The organism is Tepidibacter sp. Z1-5 (assembly GCF_037844525.1).
GTDB lineage: Bacteria > Bacillota > Clostridia > Peptostreptococcales > Peptostreptococcaceae > Tepidibacter_A.
Genome location: NZ_JBBMMD010000076.1, coordinates 1 through 25,245 on the forward strand (window position 1 = coordinate 1; position 25,245 = coordinate 25,245).

The window sequence follows — 25,245 nt, forward strand, 5'->3', positions numbered from 1 at the left end:
TTAGCGCCGATGGTACTTGGGGGGCAGCCCCCTGGGAGAGTAGGACGTAGCCACGTAATCTTTTTTTATTATAATTTTTATGTTATAATAGTTCTTAAGTAGTATATCCATATAGGGGGTATAAAATATGATTTTAAAGGACTTGTTTTTTAAAGGAGTGAGCTTTCAAGAATTTTTAGAAGCGTCAGAAGATATATATAAGGAAAAAATAGAAAAAATAAAAAATTCTATAAATATGGATAAGAAATTAATGAATAAGATAAAGATTATCCAAAAAAAGATATATATATTGGCATTTGCAGAAGATTGGTGTCCTGATTGTCAAATAAACTTACCTGGAGTAAGCTTTATATGTGATTTAAATGCAAATATTAACTTAAGAATTGTATCAAGAGAAGGAAATGAAGAAGTTTTAAACAAGTATAAACTCAATGGAAAACCTAAAATACCAACATTTATAATAATGGATGAGGATTTTAATGAACTAGGAGTATTCATAGAATTACCAACTATATTAAAAGAAATTATAAATAGAGGAAATGAAGCGGAGATACTAGTTTCAAAAAGAAAATATAAAAAGGGTGAATACTCAAAAAATACAATAGATGATGTTTTAAAGATAATAGGCTTTTAAAAAGACCTATTATTTTTTTGCAAAAAATCAAATAAATTAGGGCTGCCACATGAGTCACCGCGGTAGCGAGTAGACGAATTTTTTAACGCATAAGTAATTATATGATTTTGAATTTCTAGATAACATTGATTGAAAAGCGATATTTGCAACTATTTTTGAGCAACGGAGCCTGAAAGGATCGTTGGCGACATGAGTCACCGCGGTAGCGAGTAGACGAATTTTTATATATCATACATAATAAAAACTTTAAAACATAATATTTTATATATAAGAAAATTATAATGTTTTTAATACAGTGGAAGTTAACTAAATGATATAACTTTAAAATATTATGTATTATTTTGAATTAATAGGCGAAAGCTAAAAAGAGGAAAAATTCAAAAAATATAGAATATTATAAAAAAGTGAAGGGGGATTTTTCTATGAAAACTTATGAAAGTGATAAAATAAGGAATATTGCAGTTTTAGGACATTCTGGATGTGGAAAAAGTAATTTAATAGAAGCTGTTTTATATACTAATAAACTAGTAAATAGGATAAGTAAGCCAAATGAAGAAGTAAATATGACATCCACTCTTAATTTAGTTCCTGTTGAATGGAATAATCACAAATATAATTTCTTAGACACTCCTGGATATTTTGATTTTTATGGAGAATCAATATCAGCTATTAAAGCAGCAGCAGGATCTATCATAGTAGTAGATGGAACTTGTGATATTCAAGTTGGAACAGATAAAGCTTTAGAGATAACAGATGAAAATAATACTCCAAAATTCATATTTATAAATAAAATCGATAGCCAAAAAGCTAAATACAATAAAGTATTAGAGCAATTAAGAGAAAGATATGGAAAAAAAATAGCTCCATTCCATTTGCCTATGGGAAATAATGAAGAGTTTAAAGGATTTATAAATGTAGTAGATATGTTTGCAAGAGAGTACAATGGAAAAGATTGCATTACGGTTGATATACCTGAAAATATGAAGGAAGAGATTGGTGTTATTAGAGAAATGCTACTAGAATCAGTCGCTGAAACCGATGATGAACTTCTTGATAAGTATTTTTCACAAGAGGAATTCACACAAGAAGAAATACATAAAGGATTAAGAGATGGTGTATTAAAAGGAGATATTATTCCTGTTTTGTGTGGTTCAACAAATAAGAATATAGGAATACATACTTTATTGGATATGGTTTGGGATTACATGCCATCGCCTATGGACATAGGATTAAGCAGTGATAATAAAGAATTCTCAGGAATAGTTTTTAAAACATTGGTTGACCCATTCATTGGCAAAATATCTTTACTAAAAATATGTGAAGGTGAATTAACTCCAGACACTGAAGTTTATAATATAAATAAGGAAAATAAAGAAAAAATATATCATATATATTCATTAAAAAACAAAGATCAAATCGAACTTAAAAAAGCTGTTGCAGGAGATATTGTAGTATTAAATAAGCTTTCAAACGTTCAAACGGGTGATACGTTGTCTACAAGTTCTAATACAGAACCTTTTGAAAATATAGAGTTTCCAAAACCCCAAATATATTATGCAATAAATAGCTTAAATAAGGGAGATGAAGAAAAAATAAGTAATGGACTTCATAAATTATCAGAAGAAGATCTTTCTTTTAAATGGTTTAGAAATCATGAAACAAAGCAAACTTTAATAGGAGGGCAAGGAGAGCTCCATATAAATTCTATAAAAGATAAATTGAAAGAAAAATTTGGAGTAGAAGTTGGACTCTCTGATTTAAAAGTCGCATATAGAGAAACTATAAAAGGAAAATCAGATGTTCAAGGAAAGCATAAAAAACAAAGTGGAGGTCATGGACAGTATGGAGATGTTAAGATAAAATTTGAACCATGTGAAGAAGAATTTATATTTGAGGAAGCCGTATTTGGAGGATCAGTTCCTAAGCAATATATACCTGCGGTTGAAAAGGGACTTAAAGAGTGTCTTAGTGAAGGTGCATTAGCAGGATTTCCTGTTATGAATATAAAAGCAATATTGTATGATGGATCATATCATGATGTTGACTCATCTGAGATGGCATTTAAAATAGCATCTTCAATTGCATTTAGGAAAGGAATACAAGAAGCAGAGCCTATATTACTAGAGCCTATAATGAATCTAAAAATAGTAGTTCCAGAAGATTATATGGGAGATATAATGGGAGATATAAACAAAAGAAGGGGTAGAATACTCGGAATGGAGCCTTCTTCAAGAGGAAAACAAGTTATATATGCTCAAGCACCACAAGCAGAAACTTTTAAATATGCTATAGACTTAAGATCTATGACTCAAGGAAGAGGTTTTTTTGAAATGGAATTTGATAGATATGAAGAAGTTCCATTACAATTTGCGGATAGGATAATAGAAGAAGCAAGAAATAAATAGATAAAATTTGCTTTATGCTACCTCATGGCTCATGTCGCCAACGAGTCCTACGAGCTTGTTTATCAAAATAGTTGCAAATTTAGTGATTTAGTAAAAGTAATTTATAAATTTAAATTTTTATAAATTTCCATAGAGTAAAAAAGGATGGCTTAAAAAGTCATCCTTTTATTTATTCGAAAGACTTCTCTGAATTAAGATTTCATACTTTGGAAATAATATGGATGAGTATTGATTTAGGAGGGGTTTTATGTTTGATAAGTTTACTCAAAGAGCAAGGAAATCATTAGATATAGCAGCATTAGAAGCAAGTAATATGGGACATAATTTAGTTGGAAGTGAACATATACTATTAGGTATTTTAAAAGACCGTACGAGTATATCTAGACAAGCTTTGAACAAATTTGGAGTTACTCAAGAACTAATAAAACAGCGTATACCTTTATACATACAAATAGGCAATTTAAAAGTTAAAGTAATTGGATTTAGCCCAAGAACTAAGAAAATATTTGAACTCTCATTTATGCAAGCAAAATTACTAGGACATAACTATATTGGAACAGAGCATATCCTATTAGCAATTATAAAAGAAGGTGATGGAATAGGGTGGAGGATATTATACGATTTAGGAATAAATATGAATGAGTTAAGTAAAGAAATATTAAATTCTTTAAAGGATATAAATATAATGCATCAAAACAATGAAAAATTCGATAATAAGAATATACCTACACTTAATAAATATGGAAAAGATCTTAATAAGTCATATGAAGATGGAAAGTTAGACCCTGTTATAGGAAGGGATAGAGAGATTCAAAGAGTTATACAAATAATAAGCAGGCGAACTAAGAATAATCCTGTCCTTATAGGAGATCCAGGAGTTGGTAAAACAGCTATAATAGAAGGACTAGGGGGTAAAATAGTATCAGGTGATGTACCAGAGATATTAAAAGATAAGAGAATAGTATCACTAGATTTAGTTGGTATGATAGCAGGGGCCAAATATAGAGGTGAATTTGAAGAAAGAATAAAGAATGTAATGGTTGAATTAAAAAATCATCAAAATATAATATTATTTATAGATGAGTTACATACAATAGTTGGGGCTGGGAGCTCCGAAGGGTCTATGGATGCATCTAATATTTTAAAGCCTGAACTTTCTAGAGGTGAAATACAAATAATAGGAGCAACTACTGTTGATGAATATAGAAAATATATAGAAAAGGACTCGGCTCTTGAAAGAAGATTTCAACCAGTTATGGTTGAAGAGCCGTCTATTCAAGATTCTATAAATATAATAAAAGGGCTTAGAGACAGATATGAAGCTCATCATAATGTAAAAATAACGGATGAAGCGATACATGCAGCAGTTAATTTGTCCTATAGATATGTAAATGATAGATTTTTGCCAGATAAGGCCATTGATTTAATAGATGAAGCAAGTTCTAAGGTGAGGCTTTCTAATTATGTTCCTCCTAAAGATATAAAGGACATGCAGAATAGATTAGAAATTTTAGCAAAAGAAAAGGAAGAAGCTATAAGAAATCAAGATTTTGAAAATGCTGCAAGCGTAAGAGATGAAGAAAAAGAGATAAAAGAAAGACTAGAAAAGACTCAAAAATCTTGGAAGAAAGATTCCTCAAAATCATCTGATGTAGTTGATGAAGAGGATATAGCTGATATAGTATCTTCCTGGACTAAAATACCTGTCAATAAGCTTATTCAACAAGAAAGTGAAAAACTTCTAAATCTTGAAAATATAATAAGCAATAGAGTTATAGGACAAAAAGAAGCTATAAAAGCTATATCAAAAGCTATAAGAAGGGCTAGAGTAGGTCTTAAAGACCCTAAAAAACCAATAGGTTCATTTATATTTTTAGGACCAACAGGAGTTGGTAAGACAGAACTTTCTAAAGCATTGGCTCAGGTAATGTTTTCTAGTGAGGATAGTATAATAAGGATAGATATGTCTGAATATATGGAGAAACATTCTGTATCAAAGTTAATAGGATCACCTCCTGGATATATAGGATATGAAGAAGGAGGACAACTTACAGAAAAAGTTAGAAGAAATCCTTATAGTTTAGTATTATTTGATGAAATAGAAAAAGCGCATCCAGATGTATTTAATATATTACTTCAAATATTGGATGATGGAAGGTTAAGTGATTCTAAAGGTAGAATAATTGATTTTAAAAATACTGTAATAATAATGACGTCTAATGTAGGTGCTCATAATATATATAATCAAAAGACATTGGGATTTGAAAAGCACTTAGAGAGTGAAGAAATTCAAAAAAATGAATATGAAAAAATGAAAGAAAATGTTATGAAAGAGCTTAGATTGAAATTTAAGCCAGAATTTTTAAATAGGATAGATGAGATAATAGTTTTTCATTCTCTAAATCAAGAACATATAGATGAAATAGTAAAGCTGATGATTAAAAACTTACAAGAAAGATTGAAAAGTATGGATATAAATTTAGAACTTGAAGATTGTGCAGTTAAGTTAATAGCAAAAGAAGGGTTTAATAAAGAATATGGAGCAAGACCTCTCAAAAGATCTATACAAAAACTTCTTGAGGATAATATTTCGGAGGAAATTTTAAAAGGAAATATTAATAAGGGTGATGATATAATAGTTAAAGAGAATAATTGTAAACTATTATTTGAAAAAAGAGCTTGACTTTAAGCTCTTTTTTGCATGTGAGCAAATTGTATTGTTGCAAACTTATGGATAATTTTAATAAATCAATAAAAATGTTAACTATAAAAAAATATAGCTTGTTGGATATATAATAAAGTCGGTATGATGAATCCAATTTTTTGTTTCCCAAAATATATATTTTTTGGTATTCTATAATTAGTATAAATTTAATTTATTTGAATTAATTAAATACAATGTAAAGGTGATAATATGGCTAAAATTAAGAGCAAATATGTTTGTCAATCGTGCGGATATGAAAGTGTAAGGTGGATTGGCAAATGCCCAGAATGTAATGATTGGAATACATTTGTAGAAGAAATAGAAGATAAAAAAAGTAAACATGATCTTTTTATAATAGAAAAAGAAGTTCAAAAACCTGTACCCATAAATAAACTTGAAATAAACGAACAAGAAAGGTTTTCAACGTGTATAAATGAGTTGGATAGAGTATTAGGAGGAGGCGTAGTTAAAGGATCATTAATATTAGCTGGTGGAGATCCTGGAATAGGAAAATCTACTCTTTTAATTCAAGTTGCAGAAAATGTAGCGAAAAGTGGAAAAAAAGTTTTATATGCATCAGGAGAAGAATCTATATATCAGATAAAAATGAGAGCGAAACGACTTGATATAGAGAGTGAGAATTTATATATATTCGCAGAAAATAATCTCGATATAATAGAAAAACAAATAGATAATATAAAACCCGATATGATAATTGTTGACTCTATACAAACAGTATATAGCCCTCAAATAACTTCTACGCCTGGAAGTGTTAGTCAAATAAAAGAGGGAACTTCTAGATTTATGAAAATATCTAAAAAAGTGGGTATATCAACTTTTATAGTTGGGCATGTAACAAAGGAAGGATCACTTGCTGGACCTAAAATACTTGAGCATATGGTTGATGCTGTTCTTTACTTCGAAGGAGAACGATATAATACATATAGAATGATTAGAGCTGTTAAAAACCGATTTGGCTCTACTAATGAACTAGGAGTATTTGAGATGAGAGATAAGGGACTTATAGAAGTTGAAAATCCTTCAAAAATACTTATATCGGAAAAACCAAAAGGAGTATCAGGCTCGGTAATTGTTGCTACTATAGAAGGTACAAGACCTATGCTAGTAGAACTTCAAGCTCTTGTTTGTCCAACTAATTTTGGTATACCAAAAAGGGCTGCAACTGGAGTTGATTATAATAGAGTTTCTCTTCTTATGGCAGTTCTTGAAAAAAGAGCAGGTATGCAAATACAAAATCAAGATATTTATATAAATGTTGTTGGAGGAATAAAACTTAATGAACCAGCTATTGACCTAGGAATAGTTATATCTATAGCGTCTAGTTTTAGAAATATAGAAATAAATGAAAAAACTGTTGCTATTGGAGAAGTAGGTTTAACAGGAGAAATAAGAGGTGTAAGTTTTATAGAAAAAAGAATAGCAGAATGTAAAAAATTGGGCTTTAATAGAGTGATAGTTCCTAAAAGTAATTTAAAAGGATTGGAAAATATGGACGACATTAAGATTGTAGGTGTAGAAAATATAAGAGAGGCGTTAGACTTTGTACTAGGAGGGTAAATATAAATGAAAGAAAGCTTTACAAAAGATATAGAACAATTAAATTGCTTGAAGATGATAGCACCAGGAACACCTCTTAGAGAAGGTCTTGAGAATGTTCTAAGAGCAAAAACTGGAGCATTGATTGTAATAGGAAATAGCGAAGAAATAATGAAAATAGTTGATGGTGGATTTAATATAAATTCGGAGTTTTCACCTGCATATTTGTATGAACTTGCAAAAATGGATGGTGCAATAATAGTAACTAGTGATGGAAAGAAGATTCTTTATGCAAATACTCAATTAATACCAAATCCATTAATACCTTCATCAGAGACCGGAATAAGGCATAGAACGGCAGAAAGAGTGGCAAGACAAACTACTGAGATGGTTATATCTATATCTCAAAGAAGAAATATAATAACTTTGTATAGAGGCTATAGCAAATATGTTATACAAGAAACATCAAAAATATTAACAAAGGCAAATCAAGCTATTCAAACTCTTGAAAAGTACAAATCTGTACTAGATCAGGCTATGATCAATCTAAGTGCTTTAGAATTTGAGGATTTGGTAACTCTTTATGATGTTGCAACAGTTGTTCAAAGAACTGAAATGGTTATGAGAGTAGTTACAGAAATAGAACATTATATAATAGAACTTGGAAATGAAGGAATATTAGTTAGTATGCAATTAGAAGAATTAATAGGAAATGTAAAAGAAGATGCAGAAATGGTATTTAAGGATTATAATATAATTAAAGATAGAGATTATTCACATTTTAAAAAATCTATTAGAAATTTCTCATCGGAGGATTTGCTTGAACTTAATAATATAGTAAGACTTTTGGGTTATACTGCTAGTAATATAGACAATATAGAATATACAGTTTATCCAAGGGGATGGAGAATTCTTAGAAAAATATATAGATTACCTAATAGCGTAGTTGAAAATTTAACTTACCATTTCCATAACTTCCAGTCTATACTAAAAGCAACTATTGAAGAACTTGATGATGTAGAAGGTATTGGAGAAATAAGAGCTAGATACATAAGAGATGGATTGAGAAGAATCCAAGAACAAGTATTACTTGATAGACATATTTAAAAATTTATAAATCAAAACTTAATTCAGATGAAGTTTTTAATCCAACTGAATTTTATTTTCTATAAGGAAATTATAGGATTTTGCAAATGTAGATAAGATCGATTGAATATCTACATTTGCAATTGTTTTTGATCAACAAAGTCAGTAGAACTCATTGGGGATATGAGCCACGTGCGTTATTATGAAGCGAATTTTTAAATATAAATGTATTACTTTAAAGTAGGTTGTATATTCCTAGAGTTTGAAGCTTATCGTTTTCTTTTTTAAAAACATCTTCTAAATTTATATTTAGGCAATTGCAGATAGCTTCTATATAGAAAAGATGATTTCCTAGTTCTTCTTCTATTTTTTCTTTACAGTTATCACACAAATTACCCATTATGTGGTTATTCATATAATTAGAGAGCTCATTAAATGCTATATCTTTTGGAGGATTCTGTTTTTTGCCTGATATTTCAATACAACCACAGTTCGTAACAGATTTTATTATGGCTCTATTTGTTTTGGAATTACTTTCTTCAAGCTTAGTTATTATATCTAAAATACTCTTATGTCTTATCAATGAATTACTTACTGAATTTTCAAATTTATTAAAATCAAATTCACTCATTTTAAAATCACCTCATAATAATTATAATAAGAAAACGATTGCAGGTCAATTGTATAATTTTTTTCATAATAGGTAATAATAGAACATTTAAATACAAAATATAATTGACATACTATAATTTAATGTGATAAAATAAATGTTTTGGTTTGACTATTTAAAACGATTAGTATATACTATAATAGATTATTATTTTGAAGGGAGAAATTTTATGTTTAATATAGGTGACAAAATAGTTTATCCTAATTACGGAGCAGGGATAATAAATTCTATAGAGGAAAAAGAAGTATTAGGAGAGAAAAAACAGTATTATATTTTAAATATGGTCATATCTGAAGTTGAGATAATGATACCTATTGATAATATTAATAAACTAGGAATAAGACATATTATAGGTAATGACAAAGTAGAAGAGTTAATGAATATAATTAAAGATGAAAAAGGGGATATGGATCAAAAGTGGAATAAAAGATTTAGAGATAATATGGATAAAATAAAAACTGGAGATATATATGAAATAGCTGTTGTTGTTAGAAATTTAATGATACAAGACAATCAAAAGGGACTTTCAACAGGAGAAAAGAAAATGTTAAATGATGCTAAAGATATGTTGATTAGTGAATTGACATTAGTTCTTAATGATACTTCTGAAAATGTAAAGGAATTAATAGAAAGTAATATAAACTTGGATTAAAAAATAAAATATAGACGATACTTTCAATAGGAGGTGAAATAGTGATAAATAAAATTATAAAAGGGATTATGTCTTTAATAGGTATAACTATTGGGATTGGAACTTATTTTTCTGTAGTTGAAGCTTTTCCAAATCTATTACCGGCATCTGAAGTGTATACAATTTTAGGATCTATGGCGTCTGGTCTTATAATGGGATTTATCTTTTTCTTAATTGCTCCATGGCTTATAGAAGAGGGCAAGAATATAGCTAATTTTGTTGAAAAAGAATTATCAAAAGTACCACCAATAGAGATATTAATAGGCTCAATCGGTCTTATAATTGGATTATTTATAGCATATTTGGTTAGTAATTTATTACTTCAGATACCTGTCCCTATACTTGGAACAGTTCTTTCTGTCCTTGTTTATATTCTGATGGGTTATATAGGAATAAAAATATCCGTAAGATACAAGGATGATCTGTTCAACATAACATCTATTATTAGGATACCGAATACTAAAGAAAAGTCTAGCAATAAGAAAGAATTAAAAGACAAACCTAAAATATTAGATACTAGTGTAATAATAGATGGTAGAATAGCAGATATATCTAAGACTGGATTTATAGAAGGAAAAATAGTTATACCTGAATTTGTATTAAAAGAACTTCAGCATATAGCTGATTCATCAGATGACTTGAAAAGAGTAAGAGGTAGAAGGGGACTTGATATTTTAAATAAGATACAGAAAGAGCTTGATATTGAGGTTGAAATAACAGACAAAGATTTTGAAGATGTTCCAGAAGTAGATATCAAACTTCTGAAATTAGCACAATTTATAGGTGGAAAAGTTGTCACTAATGATTTTAATTTAAATAAAGTAGCCCAATTTCAAGGTGTTGAAGTATTGAATATAAATGAACTGGCAAATGCTGTGAAGCCAGTTGTTATACCAGGGGAAGAAATGATAGTTCAAGTTATAAAAGAAGGAAAAGAATCGGGTCAAGGAGTAGCTTACCTAGATGATGGAACAATGATTGTAGTAGATGGAGGCAGAAAGTATATAGGAGAGACTATAGATGTTTTAGTAACATCTGTTCTTCAAACTGCAGCAGGTAGAATGATATTTGGAAAACCAAAAACAGCAACAGAAAAATCATCATAAATGAAAAGACTTTGCCAATGGCAGAGTCTTTTTTGATTAAAATGAAACTTATAAAGTAGATTATTTAACTGACAAAAAACCAAAAAATAAAATATATTTAAAAGCTAAGTATACTCATACTATTACGGATTGGGAAGAAAATAAAGAAAATGGAAAAGAAAATATTATAGGTATTAGAGTTTCGTATAATTTAGATAGATACTTTGTTGAGGAAAATACAGGATCTGATTTTGAAAAAAAGGCGAGAGAAGGAAATCTAAAGGCTAAGGTTTATAATGGAATAGTCTATTAATAGATGTATTTTAAATTCTATAGTATAATCTAATTTAGAGGTGATTTAATGAATAGTGCAGTTATAGTTGCTGCTGGTACAGGTAAGAGGATGAAATCTAATATAAACAAGCAGTATATAAAATTAAGAGATAAAGAAGTAGTGGCTCATACAATTGAAGCTTTTGATAAAAACGATAATATAGACGAAATAGTTGTTGTTATACGAGAAGATGAAGAAGAGTTTTTCGTGGAACATATACTTAATAAGTATAATTTCGACAAAAGCATAAAAATAGCTTATGGAGGAAATGAAAGACAAGACTCTGTTTATAATGGTCTTAAAAAGGTAAGCAAAGAATGTAATATAGTACTAATACACGATGGTGCAAGACCATTTGTAAGTAAAGCTATTATAAACAATTCTATTGAAGAAGCGATAGAGAATAAAGCGGTTGTAGTAGGAGTGCCTGTTAAGGATACTATTAAGGTATTGGATGATAATAATATAATAACTAATACACCTAATAGAAAGTATGTATGGGCAGTTCAAACTCCTCAAAGCTTTGACTATGAACTTTTAATCAAGTCATATGAGAATGCATTTAAGAACCACTTTTATGGAACTGATGATGCTATGTTGGTTGAAAATATGGGCTATAATGTAAAGATGATAATGGGATCGTATGAAAATATAAAGATGACTACAAGAGAAGATTTGAATTTTGGAGAGCAAATACTTAAAAATAGAGAGTAGGAGGATTTTATGATAAGAGTTGGAATAGGATATGATGTACATAAGTTAGTGAAAGATAGAGACCTTATTATAGGTGGGGTTAAAATTGATCATGATAAGGGCCTTTTAGGTCATTCTGATGCAGATGTACTTACACATGCGATAATGGATAGTATACTTGGAGCCATGGCTCTTAAAGATATAGGAAAGCACTTTCCAGACACTGACCCTAAATACAAAGGGGCAGATAGTATTAAATTGTTAGAATATGTAGGAAATCTTGTGAATAATAGAGGCTATAAAGTTAATAATATAGACAGTACAATAATAGCTCAAGCTCCAAAGATGGCTCCTCATATAGATACTATGAGAGAAAAAATATCAAAAGCATTAAATATAGGTATAGAGTCAGTGAATGTAAAAGCTACAACTGAAGAGGGATTAGGTTTTACAGGAACAAAAAAAGGAATATCTTCTCAAGCTATATGTTCATTAATATTGGTTGACAAAAAATAAATTATAATATAGAATTAGTAATTAAAATTTATAATAATTTACAGACACAGAAAGAGAATAGTAGATAATCTATCTTCACAGAGAAAAAGCCATTGGTGAGAGGTTTTTAAGAAAAGTTTATTGAACCAGCTCTGGAGTTTAAGAACGTTAAAAAGTTCTTACGGCAGGACCGTTAAATCCTATTAAGAGAGCAATATTTTATTATTGCTAACTAGAGTGGTACCGCGGAAGATAAGCTTTTCGTCTCTAATAATAGAGATGAAAGGTTTTTTTTAATTTTAAGGAGGAATAAAAATGAGTAAGAAAAATAAACAATTTGTTGAAGAAATAACTCCGATGGAAGTTGATTTTCCACAATGGTATACAGACGTAATATTAAAGACAGACCTTGTAGATTATTCTCCTGTAAAGGGATTCATGGTAATAAAACCATATGGATACGGATTATGGGAGAACATTCAAGGATTTGCAGATAGAAGATTTAAAGAGACTGGACATAAAAACTGCTACTTCCCATTACTTATACCAGAAAGTTTATTAACAAAAGAAGCAGAGCACGTTGAAGGATTTGCTCCAGAAGTTGCATGGGTAACTCATGGAGGACACAACGAACTTGCTGAAAGACTTTGTGTTAGACCTACATCAGAGACTATAATATGTTCTATGTATTCTAAATGGTTAAAATCTTACAGAGACCTACCATACCTTTATAACCAATGGTGTTCTGTTGTAAGATGGGAAAAAACAACTAGACCTTTCTTAAGAACTTCAGAATTCTTGTGGCAAGAAGGACATACACTACATGAAACAGCTGAAGAAGCAAAAGCTGAAACTCTTCAAATGCTTGGTATATACAAAGAAGTAGCAGAAGATTTACTTGCTATGCCTGTTGTATGTGGACAAAAGAGTGAGAATGAAAAATTTGCAGGTGCAGATAGCACGTATACAATAGAAGCTTTAATGCATGATGGTAAAGCACTACAATCAGGAACAAGTCATTTCTTAGGTCAGCATTTTACTAAGGCATTTGAAATACAATTCTCTGATAGAGATGGAAATTTAGCTAATCCATATCATACTTCTTGGGGAATATCTACAAGACTTATAGGTGGACTTATAATGGTTCATGGAGATAATAGAGGTTTAGTACTTCCACCAAGAGTTGCACCTATACAAGTTGCTATAGTTCCAATAGCAGCACATAAAGGAAATGTTATGGAAGTTGTAGATTCAATATACGATGAACTTAAAGGATCTATAAGAGTTGAAGTTGATGATAGACCTAATTATTCTCCAGGCTGGAAATTCAATGAGTGGGAAATGAAGGGTGTTCCTGCAAGACTAGAAATAGGACCTAAAGATATAGAAAATAATCAAGTTACTATCTTTAGAAGAGATACTCTTGAGAAAACTCAAATACCAATGGAAAACTTAAAAGAAACTATAGAAAATCTATTAGACGATATTCATGATGGATTATATAATAAAGCATTAAAGCTTAGAGAAGAAAAGACATATGTAGCTAAAAATATGGATGAATTCAAGAAAACAATAGAAGAAACTCCAGGATTTATAAAGGCTATGTGGTGTGGGGACACAGAATGTGAACTTAAAGTAAAAGAAGAAACAGGAGCAACTATAAGATGTATTCCTTTTGAGCAAGAAAATCTAGGAGACACTTGTGTATGCTGTGGTAAAAAAGCAGAAAAAATGGCTTACTTTGCAAAAGCTTATTAAACGAAAAACGCATTATGCTCAGCATAATGCGTTTTTTAATAAAGAAATTATACAAATTTCAATTTGTAGATAATATCGATGAAAGAACTGAAATAGCAACTATTTTTAAGCAATGGAGTCGTGAGACTTATTGGCTTCATGATTCATGCGTTAGCATGAAGCAAATTCTTTTAGTTTATATCCATTAGATTCTAACCAATCAATTGAATCTTCGAATGCATTTATTCCACTAAAAAAGGAATAGTTTAAACCTGCTTTCTTACAGGTCTCGTGCATTTGAGCATTGGTTATTGGATTATCAGAAATTATAGCGCAATGGGTATAACCATTCTCCACTGAGAGTTCTAAGAATTCTATTAAATATTTATAAATAGAAGATACTTGATATTCACTTAAGTTACAAAGTTTAGCCCAAGGTTTATTACCAAAAGTATCAAAAACCATATTATAATCATCTGAAAATCTCTTAAAATCTTCACTTGTCCAAACTCCTGTATTTTTTTCATATACTATTCTATTTCTTTGATCAACTAATATAGTATACATACCCTTTGAATCTACTATTTCCACATTCAAATCTCCTTTTTATGTCAATGTATTTAACCTATATTACATATATTAAACGATATATTACAGAAATCCTTCTTTGGAAAAAAATATATATAAATTGAGTTTAATTTTTAAAATATGATATTAAAGTTCGGAAATTTTGATAATATTATATATAAAGTGAAACTTAATTCAGATGGAGTTTTCACTTTAACTGAATTTTTAGTTAAGCTAATCCAGAAGCTGATAAGTTATTAGCTCCAGACTTAAGAGGATGGAGTTTTAGAACTTTTAGCGTTCGGATAAACTAAAGGGGGTATTAATGTGAAGCTAAGCTCTATATATTTAAAGACATATAAAGACTGCTTTATTGAATTTAACAATGAAAGTTCTAAATTATTACATAGATCAGGACTCGTTAAATACGTTGACAGTGGAAGTTACTGCTATACAGGTCTAGGGAATATGTTTTTAGATAGTATAACAAAGAATATATTAGATAACTTCAAAGACACTATACTAATAAAAGCAAATGGGGATAAAGAAGAAATATTAAATTCATATATGAATGAATTAAAATCATATAAGAATATACCTCTTAATCTTGCTTATTTTACACTTAATAAAAATAAAAAATCTAGACTTAAAGACGGTTTATTAAACCCTAAAAAAGAAAATACGATAAAGATTATGAGTATAACAGGAGAAAATGATATAGATACAACTATAAACAATCAAATAATCAGTATAGATAAATTAATAGAAGAGTTAAATATAAAATACACTAAATTGAGTAATGGTAAAAATAAATATAAATACTTCTACAATACAACTTATCCACTAAGAGAAGTGTTTTTATGTGGGAAATGTGGATATGGAGACTTAAAAGAAGAAATGAAATCATATTCTGAAAAAGAGTTATCCACACAGGAACTTGAAGAAATGAAATTTATACATACTCCAAATATTAAGACTATAGATGAATTAGAATTGTCTCTAAATATTTCATCTAAAAAACTTATAAAAACAATACTGCTTAATATAAAGGGAAAAATTGTAGCAGTTTTATTAAGAGGAGATAGAAGCATAAACAACTTATTAGTAGCAAAACATTTTGGTATAAAAGAAAAAGATATAAAGATGGCAAGTGAAGAAGAAGTAAAAGCTTCAACAGGTGCTGAAGTTGGATTTGCAGGACCTATAGGAATAAAAGTTGATACTATACTTTGCGATGAAGAAGTTATTCATATAAAAAATGGAGTTGTAGGAGCTAATAAAACAGATTATCACATTCAAAATGTAAATTACAAAAGAGACTTTGATATAGAATTTATAGGCAATTTCAAATTAGCTAATATAGAAGATAGGTGTTTTAGCTGTGGTGGAGAAATAAAGTCATTTAGTGGGATAAATTTTGTAGATATAGATACAATAAAAACAGAGTTTAAATATCTAAATTCAAATTCTAGAGAGGAAAAAATATATATAGTTGAAACTAAATTATACATAGATAGGTTATTTTCAATAATAGTTGAAGAAAATAAAGATGAATTGGGTATAATATGGCCAAAGAATATAAGCCCTTTTGATTATCATATTATAATAGGAAATATAAAAAAAGAAAAAGAATATAATACTGGTTTATCTATTTATGAAAGTTTGATAAATAAAGGGTATAATGTATTACTAGATGATAGAAAAGAAAGAATGGGATTTAAATTTAAGGACTGTGAATTGATAGGCATACCAAAAACCATAGTAATAGGTAAAGATGTTGAAAATAATAGGGTTGAAATAAGAAATAGAGTAACTAAAGAATCTGAAAATATAGACATAACTCAGCTTATATAATATAATCATATAGAAAATTTACATTAGGAGGGTTTTTAATGAGTGTAAAAGTTAGATTTGCACCAAGTCCAACGGGATTTGTTCATATTGGTAGTTTAAGGACAGCTTTATATAATTACTTATTCGCAAAAAAAATGGGTGGAACATACCTTTTAAGAGTTGAAGACACAGATCAAAGTAGATTAGTTGAAGGTGCTATAGAAGGAATGTTAAAAGCTATGGACTGGGCTGGAGTTAATCATACAGAAGGTGTAGTTCTTGATGAAAATGGAAACATAACTGAAGTAGGGGAAAATGGACCGTATGTTCAATCTAAAAGACTTCATATATACAAAGAATATATAAAACAGCTTTTAGACAATGGACATGCATATTACTGCTTTTGTTCAAAAGAAAGACTTGATAAGGTTAGAGAGATACAAAAATCTGAAGGAAAAATTCCTAAATATGATGGTATTTGTAGAGGATTATCAAAAGAAGAAGTTGAAGCGAAAATTGCAGCTGGAGAAAAATATGTTATAAGACTTAAGCTTCCAGCTAATAAAGAAATAAAGTTTAATGACATAGTAAGAGGACTTGTAACTATAAATACAGATGACTTAGATGATCAAGTATTAATGAAATCAGATGGATTCCCTACATATCATTTTGCTGTTATAGTAGATGATCACTTAATGGGTATAACTCATGTTATAAGAGGAGAAGAGTGGTTACCATCAACTCCAAAGCACGTATACATGTATGAAGCATTTGGATGGGAAGCTCCAACGTTTGTTCATCTTCCTAATATATTAAATTCAGAGAGAAAAAAATTAAGTAAGAGACACGGAGATGTTGCAGTTGAAGACTTTAGAAAAAAAGGATATTTACCAGAAGGTCTTGTAAACTATGTATCGCTAGTTGGATGGTCTCCAGAAGACAATAATGAAATATTTAGCATGAAAGAACTTGAAGAAGCATTCTCTTTAGAAAGAGTTTCAAAGAGCGGTGGAGTATTTGATACTGACAAGTTAAACTGGGTAAACGCACACTATATAAAGGCCGCAGATAATGCGGTTATAGCTGACCTTGCTATACCGTTCTTGATAGAAGCTGGATTTATAACAGAACAAGAAGCTAAAGAAAGATACGATTGGATAAAATCGATGGTAGGAGTGGTAAAGGAAAGTTTATCTTACGTAAAAGAAATTACAACTAAGGTTGATATCTTCTTTAAAGATGAATTAGAGCTTGAAGATGATGAATGTAGAGAATTTTTAAAGTTAGAGCATATACCTACTTTAATAGACTTATTAGAAGAAAAAGTTACAGATGCTGATGAAATAAACGAAGAATTTATAAAAGCTATGTTTAAACAGATTCAAAAAGAACATGGAATTAAAGGTAAAAACTTATTTATGGGAACTAGAGTATTATTAACAGGACAAATGCATGGACCTGAAATGCCTTTAGTATTAACATTACTTGGGAAAGAAAAAATACTTAACAGAATAAATTATGTAAAAAAGAACATAATATAAATTAGAAAGTCCTATGTTATCTTTAGATAACATAGGACTTTTATATTTTATATTATATTATTTTTAAATTGTGGATAACATTGATAGAAGAACTACACTTGCAACTATTTTAAGCAACGGAGCCTGTAGGGATCGTTGGAGATATGAGTTAGTGCGTAGCGACTAGATGAATTTTATCATTTTGATATTGACAAGGATAAATTATAATTATATTATTTAATAAAATATTCCGACAAAAATAGTAGGAATTAAGGAGGGATTTTTATGATATACAATAATATAGGTGAACTTATAGGTAATACTCCTCTTGTAAAGCTTAATAAATTAGTTAATGAGGATATGGGGAATGTTTATGTTAAGCTTGAATATTTTAATCCAGGGGGATCTATTAAAGATAGAATAGCACTTAATATGATAGAAGAAATGGAAAGGAAAGGACAATTGAAACCTGGATATACTATAGTTGAACCAACTAGTGGTAATACGGGTATAGGAATTGCCATGGTAGGGGCATATAAAGGATATAAAGTTAATTTAGTTATGCCAGACACAATGAGTATAGAGAGAAGAAAAATATTAAAAGCATATGGAGCTGAAATTGTACTTACAGAGGGATCAAAGGGAATGAAGGGTGCAATAGATAAAGCTAATGAACTTGCTAATGAAAATGATGATTATGTAATTCTTAGTCAGTTTGAAAATATGGATAACCCTGATATGCATAGAAAAACAACAGCTATTGAAATCATTAAAGATTTAGATTCTAATATAGATGCATTTGTATCAGGAGTTGGAACTGGTGGAACTATAACTGGTATTGGTGAAGTTTTAAAAGAAAATATATCTAATGTTAAAGTTTATGCAGTAGAGCCTAAGGATTCTCCTGTTTTATCTGGAGGAAGTCCTGGACCTCATAAAATCCAAGGAATAGGAGCTGGATTTGTTCCTAAAGTGTTAAATACAGATATAATAGATGAAGTTATAACTGTTTCAACTGAAGAATCTTATAATATATCAAGAGAACTTGCTAAAAAAGAAGGTATATTTGTAGGAATATCTTGTGGAGCCGCTGTATTTGGGGCTATTGAAGTAGCTAAAAAACTAGGAAAAGGAAAAAATATAGTTGTAATAGCTCCTGACACTGGAGAAAGATATTTGAGTGTAGAAAATTTATATTAAAAACAATATAGTAGTGACCCCTCGGAAAAAAAATCAAAAATAATGAAGGTATTTTTTGGAAAACATATAATATTATAAATAATGAGATTGTGTATAAGTGTGTGAATAATATGTGCATAGCATGTGTATAATATTAATAGTTGTGTATAACTACTGTTTTTATAGGGGGGTATAATGATGAGCAAAGAAGTTGAGGTAATTAGGTTAGAATTAAAATCTCTTTGTCAAGAATTTATGGACACATTAAATAAAATGAAAGATCAAAATATAATATCTGAAGAAGAATATAATGAATATTCTTCTAAAAAAATAGAATTTTTAGAAGATTAATTCAAAAAAGCCCTGAATTTATAATTCAGGGCTTTTGATTTTTGTATAGATATGATATATTTATCATATTGATATATCATATTGATAAATACGTAATGAGTTATATATTTACTAGGTATTATTAAGGAGGAATTAATATGGAAGCTATAATTAGAGAAATAAATGTTATAAAAGAAAAGGATCCATCAGCTAGAGGGACATTGGAGGTTATACTTAATTATCCAGGATTTCATGCGATTTTAATTCATAGATGTTCACATTTTTTATATAATAAGAAATTTTATGTTACAGCTAGAATAATATCTACTATAAGCAGGTTCTTAACTGGAATAGAAATACATCCTGGAGCTAAAATAGGAAAAGGACTTTTTATAGATCATGGAATGGGTATAGTAATAGGGGAAACTGCAGAAGTAGGAGATAATGTTACTATTTTTCATGGATCAACTTTAGGCGGTACAGGAAAAGATACAGGAAAAAGGCATCCAACTGTGGGGAATAATGTTATAATATCAGCAGGAGCAAAAATATTAGGTCCTATAAAAATAGGCGATAATTCTAAAATTGGAGCTAATGCAGTGGTATTAAAAGAGGTTCCTAAAGATTGTACAGTTGTAGGAATACCAGGTAAAATAGTAAAAAGAAATGGGATTAGAGTAGATGAAAAATTATAAAGAGGTGGTAAAATGAAGTTATATAATACTTTAACTAGAAAAAAAGAAGAATTCATTCCTTTAGAAGAAGGTAAAGTAAAGATGTATACATGTGGACCTACAGTATACAACTACTTTCATATAGGAAATGCAAGACCTTTTATAATATTTGACACTTTAAGAAGATATCTTGAATATAGAGGATATGATGTAACTTACGTACAAAACTTCACAGATGTCGATGATAAGATAATAAACAAAGCTAACGAAGAGGGCATAACTCCCCTTCAAGTAGCAGACAAATATATAAAAGAATATTTTACAGATGCAGATGGGCTTGGAATAAAGAGAGCTTCTGTTCATCCGAGAGTTACTGATAATATAGAACAAATAATAGAATTTGTTAAAGATTTAGAAGATAAGGGATATGCATATTCAGTAAATGGAGATGTATACTTTGATACTAAAAAGTTTGAGGGATACGGAAAATTATCAAAACAAAATATAGAAGATTTAGAAGCTGGAGCTAGAATAGAAGTTAATGATAATAAGAAAAGTCCAATGGATTTCGTTCTTTGGAAGAGTAAGAAAGAAGGAGAACCTGGATGGAGCAGTCCTTGGGGCGAAGGAAGACCTGGTTGGCATATAGAGTGTTCTGTAATGTCTAGAAGATATTTAGGTGACACTATAGATATTCATGCAGGAGGTCAAGATTTAACATTCCCTCATCATGAAAATGAAATAGCTCAAACAGAGGCTAGAACTGGTAAAAAGTTTGCTAATTATTGGATACATAATGGATATATAAATATAAATGACGAGAAAATGTCTAAGTCTAAAGGTAATTTCTTTACAGTTAGGGATATATCTGAAAAGTATGATTTAGATGTAGTAAGATTCTTCTTGCTAAGTGCACATTATAAAAATCCAGTGAATTTTAGTGATGAGATGTTAAAACAGGCAGGAGCAGGTCTGGAAAGATTGTATAATGCTAAGAGTAATCTAGAGTTTTTAAAAGAAAAGTTAGATGGAAGTATTACTGATAAAGAAAAATCTCTTGTTGAAGAATTAGATACTTTTAAAACTAGATTTATAGAAAGTATGGATGATGATATAAATACAGCAGATGCTATAAGTGTAATATTTGAACTTGCTAGATTTATAAATACTAATATAGATGATAAGGCTTCTTTAGAGTTTGCTAATGAATGTTATAATTTATTTAAAGAGCTTACAGGTGTTTTAAATATAGCTAATAAATCAAATGACAATAGCATAGATGAAGAAATAGAAAAGCTTATAGAGCAAAGAACACAAGCTAAGAAGAATAAGGAATATGAATTAGCTGACGACATAAGACAAAAGTTACTGGATATGGGAATAGCTATAGAGGACACAAGACAAGGCGTAAAATGGAGAAGAGTTTAATATGGAAAAAATGAAAGCTAGAAATATGTCACCTGTAGTACTTGCGTATATGGGTGATACAGTATATGAATCTTTTGTAAGAGAATATTTGATTAATAAAAACAATATATGTAGAGTTAATGATCTTCATAAAAATGCAGTTAAGTTTGTAAAGGCAAAATCACAAGCTAAAGCGGTACTTTCCTTAGAAGAAGAGTTAAGTGATGAGGAAAACTATATCGTAAAAAGAGGTAGAAATCAGAAATCAAATAAGGTTCCAAAAAATGCAGATACAACGGAGTATAGATATGCTACTGGATTTGAAGCTTTGGTTGGATATTTACATTTGATTAAAGAGCAAGATAGAGTTAATTATATAATGAGTAAGGCTATAGAAATTATAGAAGGTGAAATTTAGTATTTTAACAATACAATATTAGCACTTAAGCCAAAATAAAGCTTATTAAAATATCGCTAAGATTTTAATAAGCTTTATTTTTAAGTGTGATTATTAAATTTTAATTTCCAATGTCAAACTGTATAATGATATAATATTAAGATAATATTAAAATTCAAAGGGGGATTTTTTGTGAAGGTAAAATTAATAGAGTATACACCAAATCCAGAAAAAGTAATATCTATGGCAGCAAAGCTTTGTTATTCATCTGTTGGGGTTGACGAGATAGAAAAGGATTTAACAGATGAAAAGGTAGATAAATTTTTAAATATGCTTATAAATATAGGCCACGAATCTCCTATTGAGCATGTTAATTTTACTTTTGCCGTTGAGGGAATATCTAGAAGTTGTTCTCACCAAATTGTAAGACATCGTATAGCTTCTTTTTCACAACAAAGTCAAAGATATGTAACTCTTGGAAGTTTTGATTACATAATACCACCAGAAATTGAAAGTATACCTGAAGCTAAAAAAATATTTATAGAGTCTATGGAAAAAGATCAAAAGGCATATGATGAACTTGTCGATATTTTATTTAATAAACATTTTAATAATTTCATTGAAGATGGAAAAACTGAAAAAGAAGCTAAATTATTAGCTCAAAAAAAATCGATAGAGGATGCAAGATATGTATTTCCTAATGCATGTGAAACAAAAATGGTATTTACTATGAACGCTAGAAGTTTATTTAATTTCTTTAAACATAGATGCTGTGAAAGAGCTCAATGGGAAATAAGAGAGATGGCTACATTGATGCTTAAGCAAGCAAGACAAGCAGCTCCTATTATATTTAAAAATATTGGGCCTAATTGCATAGCAGGATCTTGTCCTGAAGGAAAGATGAGTTGCGGCAAGATGAGTGAAATAAGACAAAAATTCGAACAGTTATAAGAGGTGATTATATGATACAAATAGAAGGAAGAAATCCTATAATAGAAGCTTTAAGAAGTGATAGAAATATAGAAAAAATAATGATAGCAAAAGGAACAACTGAAGGGTCGATAAAGAAAATTATTGGAATGGCTAAGGATAAGGGTGTAATAGTTCAGTATGTTGATAGAAAAAAGATAGATGAGATTAGTGAATCGCACTCTCATCAGGGGGTTATTGCCATGGGTAATGACTATAGATACTATGAATTAGAAGAAATAATTGATATAGCAAAACAGAAAAATGAAGATCCGTTTATTGTAATATTAGATGAAATAACTGATCCTCACAACTTAGGGTCTATAATGAGAACTGCTGATGCAGTTGGAGCTCACGGAGTTATAGTTCCAAAGAGAAGGTCTGCATCTATAACACCTGTTGTTGCAAAAGCCTCTGCTGGTGCTGTAGAATATGTACCTTTATGTAAAGTAACAAACTTAGTTAGTACTATAAAAAAATTAAAAGAACATGGTCTTTGGATAGCTGCAGCTGATATGAATGGGCATAATTATTATAAGCAAAATTTAACAGGACCTTTAGGGATAGTTATAGGAAGTGAGGGGGCTGGAATATCAAGACTTATAAAAGAAAATTGTGATTTTACAGTAAAAATACCTATGGTAGGAAATGTAACATCATTAAACGCATCTGTAGCAGGATCGATATTGCTATATGAGGCATTTAAGCAAAGAATAGAAATCAAAGAGGGATAAAGTGAGAGAATACCTTATTTTAGATGGATATAATATAATCAATGCTTGGAAAGAATTAAAAGAATTAGCTAATGAAAGTCTAGAAATAGCAAGACAAAAATTAGCAGAAATTATGGTTGAACATGCATCTTACAATGGAATAAAGGTTATAATAGTATTTGACGCATACTTGGTAAAAGGTTCTAGAAATGTATTTAAAGAGTATGAAAACTTAGAAGTTGTATACACAAAAGAAAATCAAACAGCAGATAGCTATATAGAAAAACTTATAAGTCAAATGAATAAGCGTGATATTATCAAAGTTGCAACTAATGATTGGGCAGAACAGCAGATAATATTAGGAAAAGGAGCAATAAGAATTTCGGCAAGAGAATTAAGATTAGAAGTTGACTTTGCTAAATCAAAAATATTAAAAAAAACACTTCAGAAAAAAACAAAAAAAAATACATTAGACTCTCTCATCGATGAAGAAACGTTGTCGAAACTTGAGAAAATAAGGAGAAACCGTTGAAATAGCTTGACTCTGGGCATAATCTTATCTATAATAATTGATGAAAGAATATTCGAAAAATTGTTTATCCGGATAAAACTTTGCTTTCCTATTGGAGGGGAGTATAAATGTTAGTTGCAAAAGAAAAAAATGATTACTATCAGCAAGAGATAGATCAAAGAAAAATTGTAGTTAAAGCTAGTAATGGGGATACATTAGCTTTAGAATATTTAATAAAAAAATATAAGAATTTTGTACGAGCTAAAGCTAGATCATATTTTTTAATAGGTGCAGACAAAGAAGATATAATACAAGAGGGAATGATAGGTCTATATAAAGCTATAAGAGATTTTGATGAAGACAAAACATCATCATTTAAAGCTTTTGCAGAACTATGCATAACTAGACAAATAATAACAGCTATAAAAACAGCAACAAGACAAAAGCATATACCTCTTAATTCATATATATCTTTGAATAAGCCTATATATGATGAGGAATCAGACAGGACTCTTTTGGATATAATTACAACAAGTGTTATAACAGATCCAGAACAGTTACTGATAAGTAGAGAGGAACTTAATAATATAGAAACTAAAATAAGTCAAATATTGAGTGGATTAGAGCTTGAAGTTTTAGAATTATACTTAAGCGGTAAATCATATCAGGAAATAGCAGATAAACTACAAAGACACGTAAAATCAATAGACAATGCACTTCAAAGAGTAAAGAGAAAACTTGAAAAATATTTAGAATCTAGAAATGATTAAAACGTATTGACTTTGTTTTTTATGAGTAGTAAAATATTTAACGAAAGCCTAGAGTGCCCATGTGGCTCAGTCGGTAGAGCGTCGCCTTGGTAAGGCGGAGGTCGGCGGTTCAAGTCCGCTCGTGGGCTCCATAATTTTTATTTGCAAGTATGAAATGACAAATTCGCTTTATAGAACTAAAGGAGGAATAAAAAATGGCAAAAGCTAAATTTGAAAGAACTAAACCGCATGTTAACATCGGAACAATAGGACACGTTGACCACGGTAAAACAACATTAACAGCA

General features: G+C 29.6%; 24 protein-coding genes, 1 tRNA gene and 1 other annotated feature. Of the genes, 23 read left to right on the forward strand and 2 right to left on the reverse strand.

Annotated elements, in window-relative coordinates; genetic code table 11:
- Positions 1 to 127 precede the first annotated feature (127 nt).
- The 5 genes from WJW32_RS13360 to disA all read left to right on the forward strand — a co-directional run bounded on the left by WJW32_RS13360 (position 128) and on the right by disA (position 8,407).
- Positions 128 to 634: a thioredoxin family protein gene (locus tag WJW32_RS13360; protein ID WP_340259155.1), complete on the forward strand. Its 507-nt coding sequence runs from the start codon at positions 128 to 130 to the stop codon at positions 632 to 634.
- A 422-nt stretch (positions 635 to 1,056) separates the two neighbouring features.
- On the forward strand, positions 1,057 to 3,039 hold the full coding sequence (locus WJW32_RS13365) for an elongation factor G (RefSeq protein WP_340259157.1): 1,983 nt from the start codon (positions 1,057 to 1,059) through the stop codon (positions 3,037 to 3,039).
- A gap of 247 nt (positions 3,040 to 3,286) precedes the next feature.
- On the forward strand, positions 3,287 to 5,722 hold the full coding sequence (locus WJW32_RS13370; protein ID WP_340259159.1) for an ATP-dependent Clp protease ATP-binding subunit: 2,436 nt from the start codon (positions 3,287 to 3,289) through the stop codon (positions 5,720 to 5,722).
- Positions 5,723 to 5,953: 231 nt separating this feature from the next.
- Positions 5,954 to 7,321 carry a DNA repair protein RadA gene (gene radA / locus WJW32_RS13375; protein WP_340259161.1) on the forward strand — a complete coding sequence of 456 codons (1,368 nt, stop codon included), beginning with the start codon at positions 5,954 to 5,956 and terminating at the stop codon, positions 7,319 to 7,321.
- A gap of 6 nt (positions 7,322 to 7,327) precedes the next feature.
- Positions 7,328 to 8,407: a DNA integrity scanning diadenylate cyclase DisA gene (gene disA / locus WJW32_RS13380; protein ID WP_340259163.1), complete on the forward strand. Its 1,080-nt coding sequence runs from the start codon at positions 7,328 to 7,330 to the stop codon at positions 8,405 to 8,407.
- A gap of 214 nt (positions 8,408 to 8,621) precedes the next feature.
- Here the strand turns inward: disA and WJW32_RS13385 are convergent, their stop codons facing one another.
- Positions 8,622 to 9,017 (reverse strand): DUF1573 domain-containing protein, encoded by a 396-nt coding sequence (locus WJW32_RS13385; protein ID WP_340259165.1) that lies wholly within the window; start codon positions 9,015 to 9,017, stop codon positions 8,622 to 8,624.
- Between the two features lie 208 nt (positions 9,018 to 9,225).
- On the opposite strand from WJW32_RS13385, the gene WJW32_RS13390 reads away from it, so the two are divergent.
- From WJW32_RS13390 to proS, 5 genes are all read left to right on the forward strand, one after another.
- Positions 9,226 to 9,708 carry a CarD family transcriptional regulator gene (locus WJW32_RS13390; RefSeq protein WP_340259167.1) on the forward strand — a complete coding sequence of 161 codons (483 nt, stop codon included), beginning with the start codon at positions 9,226 to 9,228 and terminating at the stop codon, positions 9,706 to 9,708.
- A gap of 41 nt (positions 9,709 to 9,749) precedes the next feature.
- On the forward strand, positions 9,750 to 10,853 hold the full coding sequence (locus WJW32_RS13395) for a PIN/TRAM domain-containing protein (protein WP_340259169.1): 1,104 nt from the start codon (positions 9,750 to 9,752) through the stop codon (positions 10,851 to 10,853).
- A gap of 340 nt (positions 10,854 to 11,193) precedes the next feature.
- Positions 11,194 to 11,880: a 2-C-methyl-D-erythritol 4-phosphate cytidylyltransferase gene (ispD, locus tag WJW32_RS13400; RefSeq protein ID WP_340259171.1), complete on the forward strand. Its 687-nt coding sequence runs from the start codon at positions 11,194 to 11,196 to the stop codon at positions 11,878 to 11,880.
- A 12-nt stretch (positions 11,881 to 11,892) separates the two neighbouring features.
- Positions 11,893 to 12,375, forward strand: a complete 483-nt coding sequence (gene ispF, locus WJW32_RS13405) for a 2-C-methyl-D-erythritol 2,4-cyclodiphosphate synthase (RefSeq protein ID WP_340259197.1) — start codon at positions 11,893 to 11,895, stop codon at positions 12,373 to 12,375.
- Positions 12,376 to 12,413: 38 nt separating this feature from the next.
- Positions 12,414 to 12,626, forward strand: a binding site (T-box leader).
- Positions 12,627 to 12,669: 43 nt separating this feature from the next.
- Positions 12,670 to 14,112 (forward strand): proline--tRNA ligase, encoded by a 1,443-nt coding sequence (gene proS / locus WJW32_RS13410; protein ID WP_340259173.1) that lies wholly within the window; start codon positions 12,670 to 12,672, stop codon positions 14,110 to 14,112.
- A 150-nt stretch (positions 14,113 to 14,262) separates the two neighbouring features.
- On the opposite strand, the gene WJW32_RS13415 is transcribed toward proS, so the two are convergent.
- On the reverse strand, positions 14,263 to 14,682 hold the full coding sequence (locus tag WJW32_RS13415) for a hypothetical protein (RefSeq protein WP_340259174.1): 420 nt from the start codon (positions 14,680 to 14,682) through the stop codon (positions 14,263 to 14,265).
- Positions 14,683 to 14,985: 303 nt separating this feature from the next.
- Between WJW32_RS13415 and WJW32_RS13420 the strand changes: the two genes are divergently transcribed.
- The 13 genes from WJW32_RS13420 to WJW32_RS13480 form a co-directional block, all read left to right on the forward strand.
- On the forward strand, positions 14,986 to 16,512 hold the full coding sequence (locus WJW32_RS13420; protein WP_340259176.1) for a proline--tRNA ligase: 1,527 nt from the start codon (positions 14,986 to 14,988) through the stop codon (positions 16,510 to 16,512).
- Positions 16,513 to 16,550: 38 nt separating this feature from the next.
- A complete protein-coding gene (gene gltX / locus WJW32_RS13425; protein ID WP_340259178.1) occupies positions 16,551 to 18,032 on the forward strand; it encodes a glutamate--tRNA ligase in 1,482 nt (493 codons plus the stop codon).
- Positions 18,033 to 18,296: 264 nt separating this feature from the next.
- Complete coding sequence (gene cysK / locus WJW32_RS13430) at positions 18,297 to 19,211, forward strand: cysteine synthase A (protein ID WP_340259180.1); 915 nt, start codon at positions 18,297 to 18,299, stop codon at positions 19,209 to 19,211.
- Between the two features lie 177 nt (positions 19,212 to 19,388).
- Positions 19,389 to 19,541: a hypothetical protein gene (locus WJW32_RS13435; RefSeq protein WP_340259182.1), complete on the forward strand. Its 153-nt coding sequence runs from the start codon at positions 19,389 to 19,391 to the stop codon at positions 19,539 to 19,541.
- A 137-nt stretch (positions 19,542 to 19,678) separates the two neighbouring features.
- Positions 19,679 to 20,215 (forward strand): serine O-acetyltransferase EpsC, encoded by a 537-nt coding sequence (gene epsC / locus WJW32_RS13440; RefSeq protein WP_340259184.1) that lies wholly within the window; start codon positions 19,679 to 19,681, stop codon positions 20,213 to 20,215.
- Positions 20,216 to 20,227: 12 nt separating this feature from the next.
- Positions 20,228 to 21,622 carry a cysteine--tRNA ligase gene (gene cysS, locus WJW32_RS13445; protein ID WP_340259186.1) on the forward strand — a complete coding sequence of 465 codons (1,395 nt, stop codon included), beginning with the start codon at positions 20,228 to 20,230 and terminating at the stop codon, positions 21,620 to 21,622.
- A gap of 1 nt (position 21,623) precedes the next feature.
- On the forward strand, positions 21,624 to 22,019 hold the full coding sequence (locus WJW32_RS13450; protein WP_340259188.1) for a Mini-ribonuclease 3: 396 nt from the start codon (positions 21,624 to 21,626) through the stop codon (positions 22,017 to 22,019).
- 171 nt (positions 22,020 to 22,190) lie between these two features.
- Complete coding sequence (gene thyX, locus WJW32_RS13455; protein ID WP_340259191.1) at positions 22,191 to 22,949, forward strand: FAD-dependent thymidylate synthase; 759 nt, start codon at positions 22,191 to 22,193, stop codon at positions 22,947 to 22,949.
- A gap of 11 nt (positions 22,950 to 22,960) precedes the next feature.
- Positions 22,961 to 23,701, forward strand: a complete 741-nt coding sequence (gene rlmB / locus WJW32_RS13460; RefSeq protein WP_340259193.1) for a 23S rRNA (guanosine(2251)-2'-O)-methyltransferase RlmB — start codon at positions 22,961 to 22,963, stop codon at positions 23,699 to 23,701.
- Position 23,702: 1 nt separating this feature from the next.
- Positions 23,703 to 24,212, forward strand: coding sequence for an NYN domain-containing protein (locus WJW32_RS13465; RefSeq protein WP_340259195.1), 510 nt, complete (start codon positions 23,703 to 23,705; stop codon positions 24,210 to 24,212).
- A gap of 107 nt (positions 24,213 to 24,319) precedes the next feature.
- Complete coding sequence (sigH, locus tag WJW32_RS13470; protein ID WP_277732347.1) at positions 24,320 to 24,961, forward strand: RNA polymerase sporulation sigma factor SigH; 642 nt, start codon at positions 24,320 to 24,322, stop codon at positions 24,959 to 24,961.
- Between the two features lie 55 nt (positions 24,962 to 25,016).
- A tRNA-Thr gene (locus WJW32_RS13475) sits at positions 25,017 to 25,092 on the forward strand.
- A 63-nt stretch (positions 25,093 to 25,155) separates the two neighbouring features.
- Positions 25,156 to 25,245, forward strand: a 90-nt coding sequence (locus WJW32_RS13480) for a GTP-binding protein (protein WP_217643993.1), incomplete at its 3' end; no start/stop codon positions are given.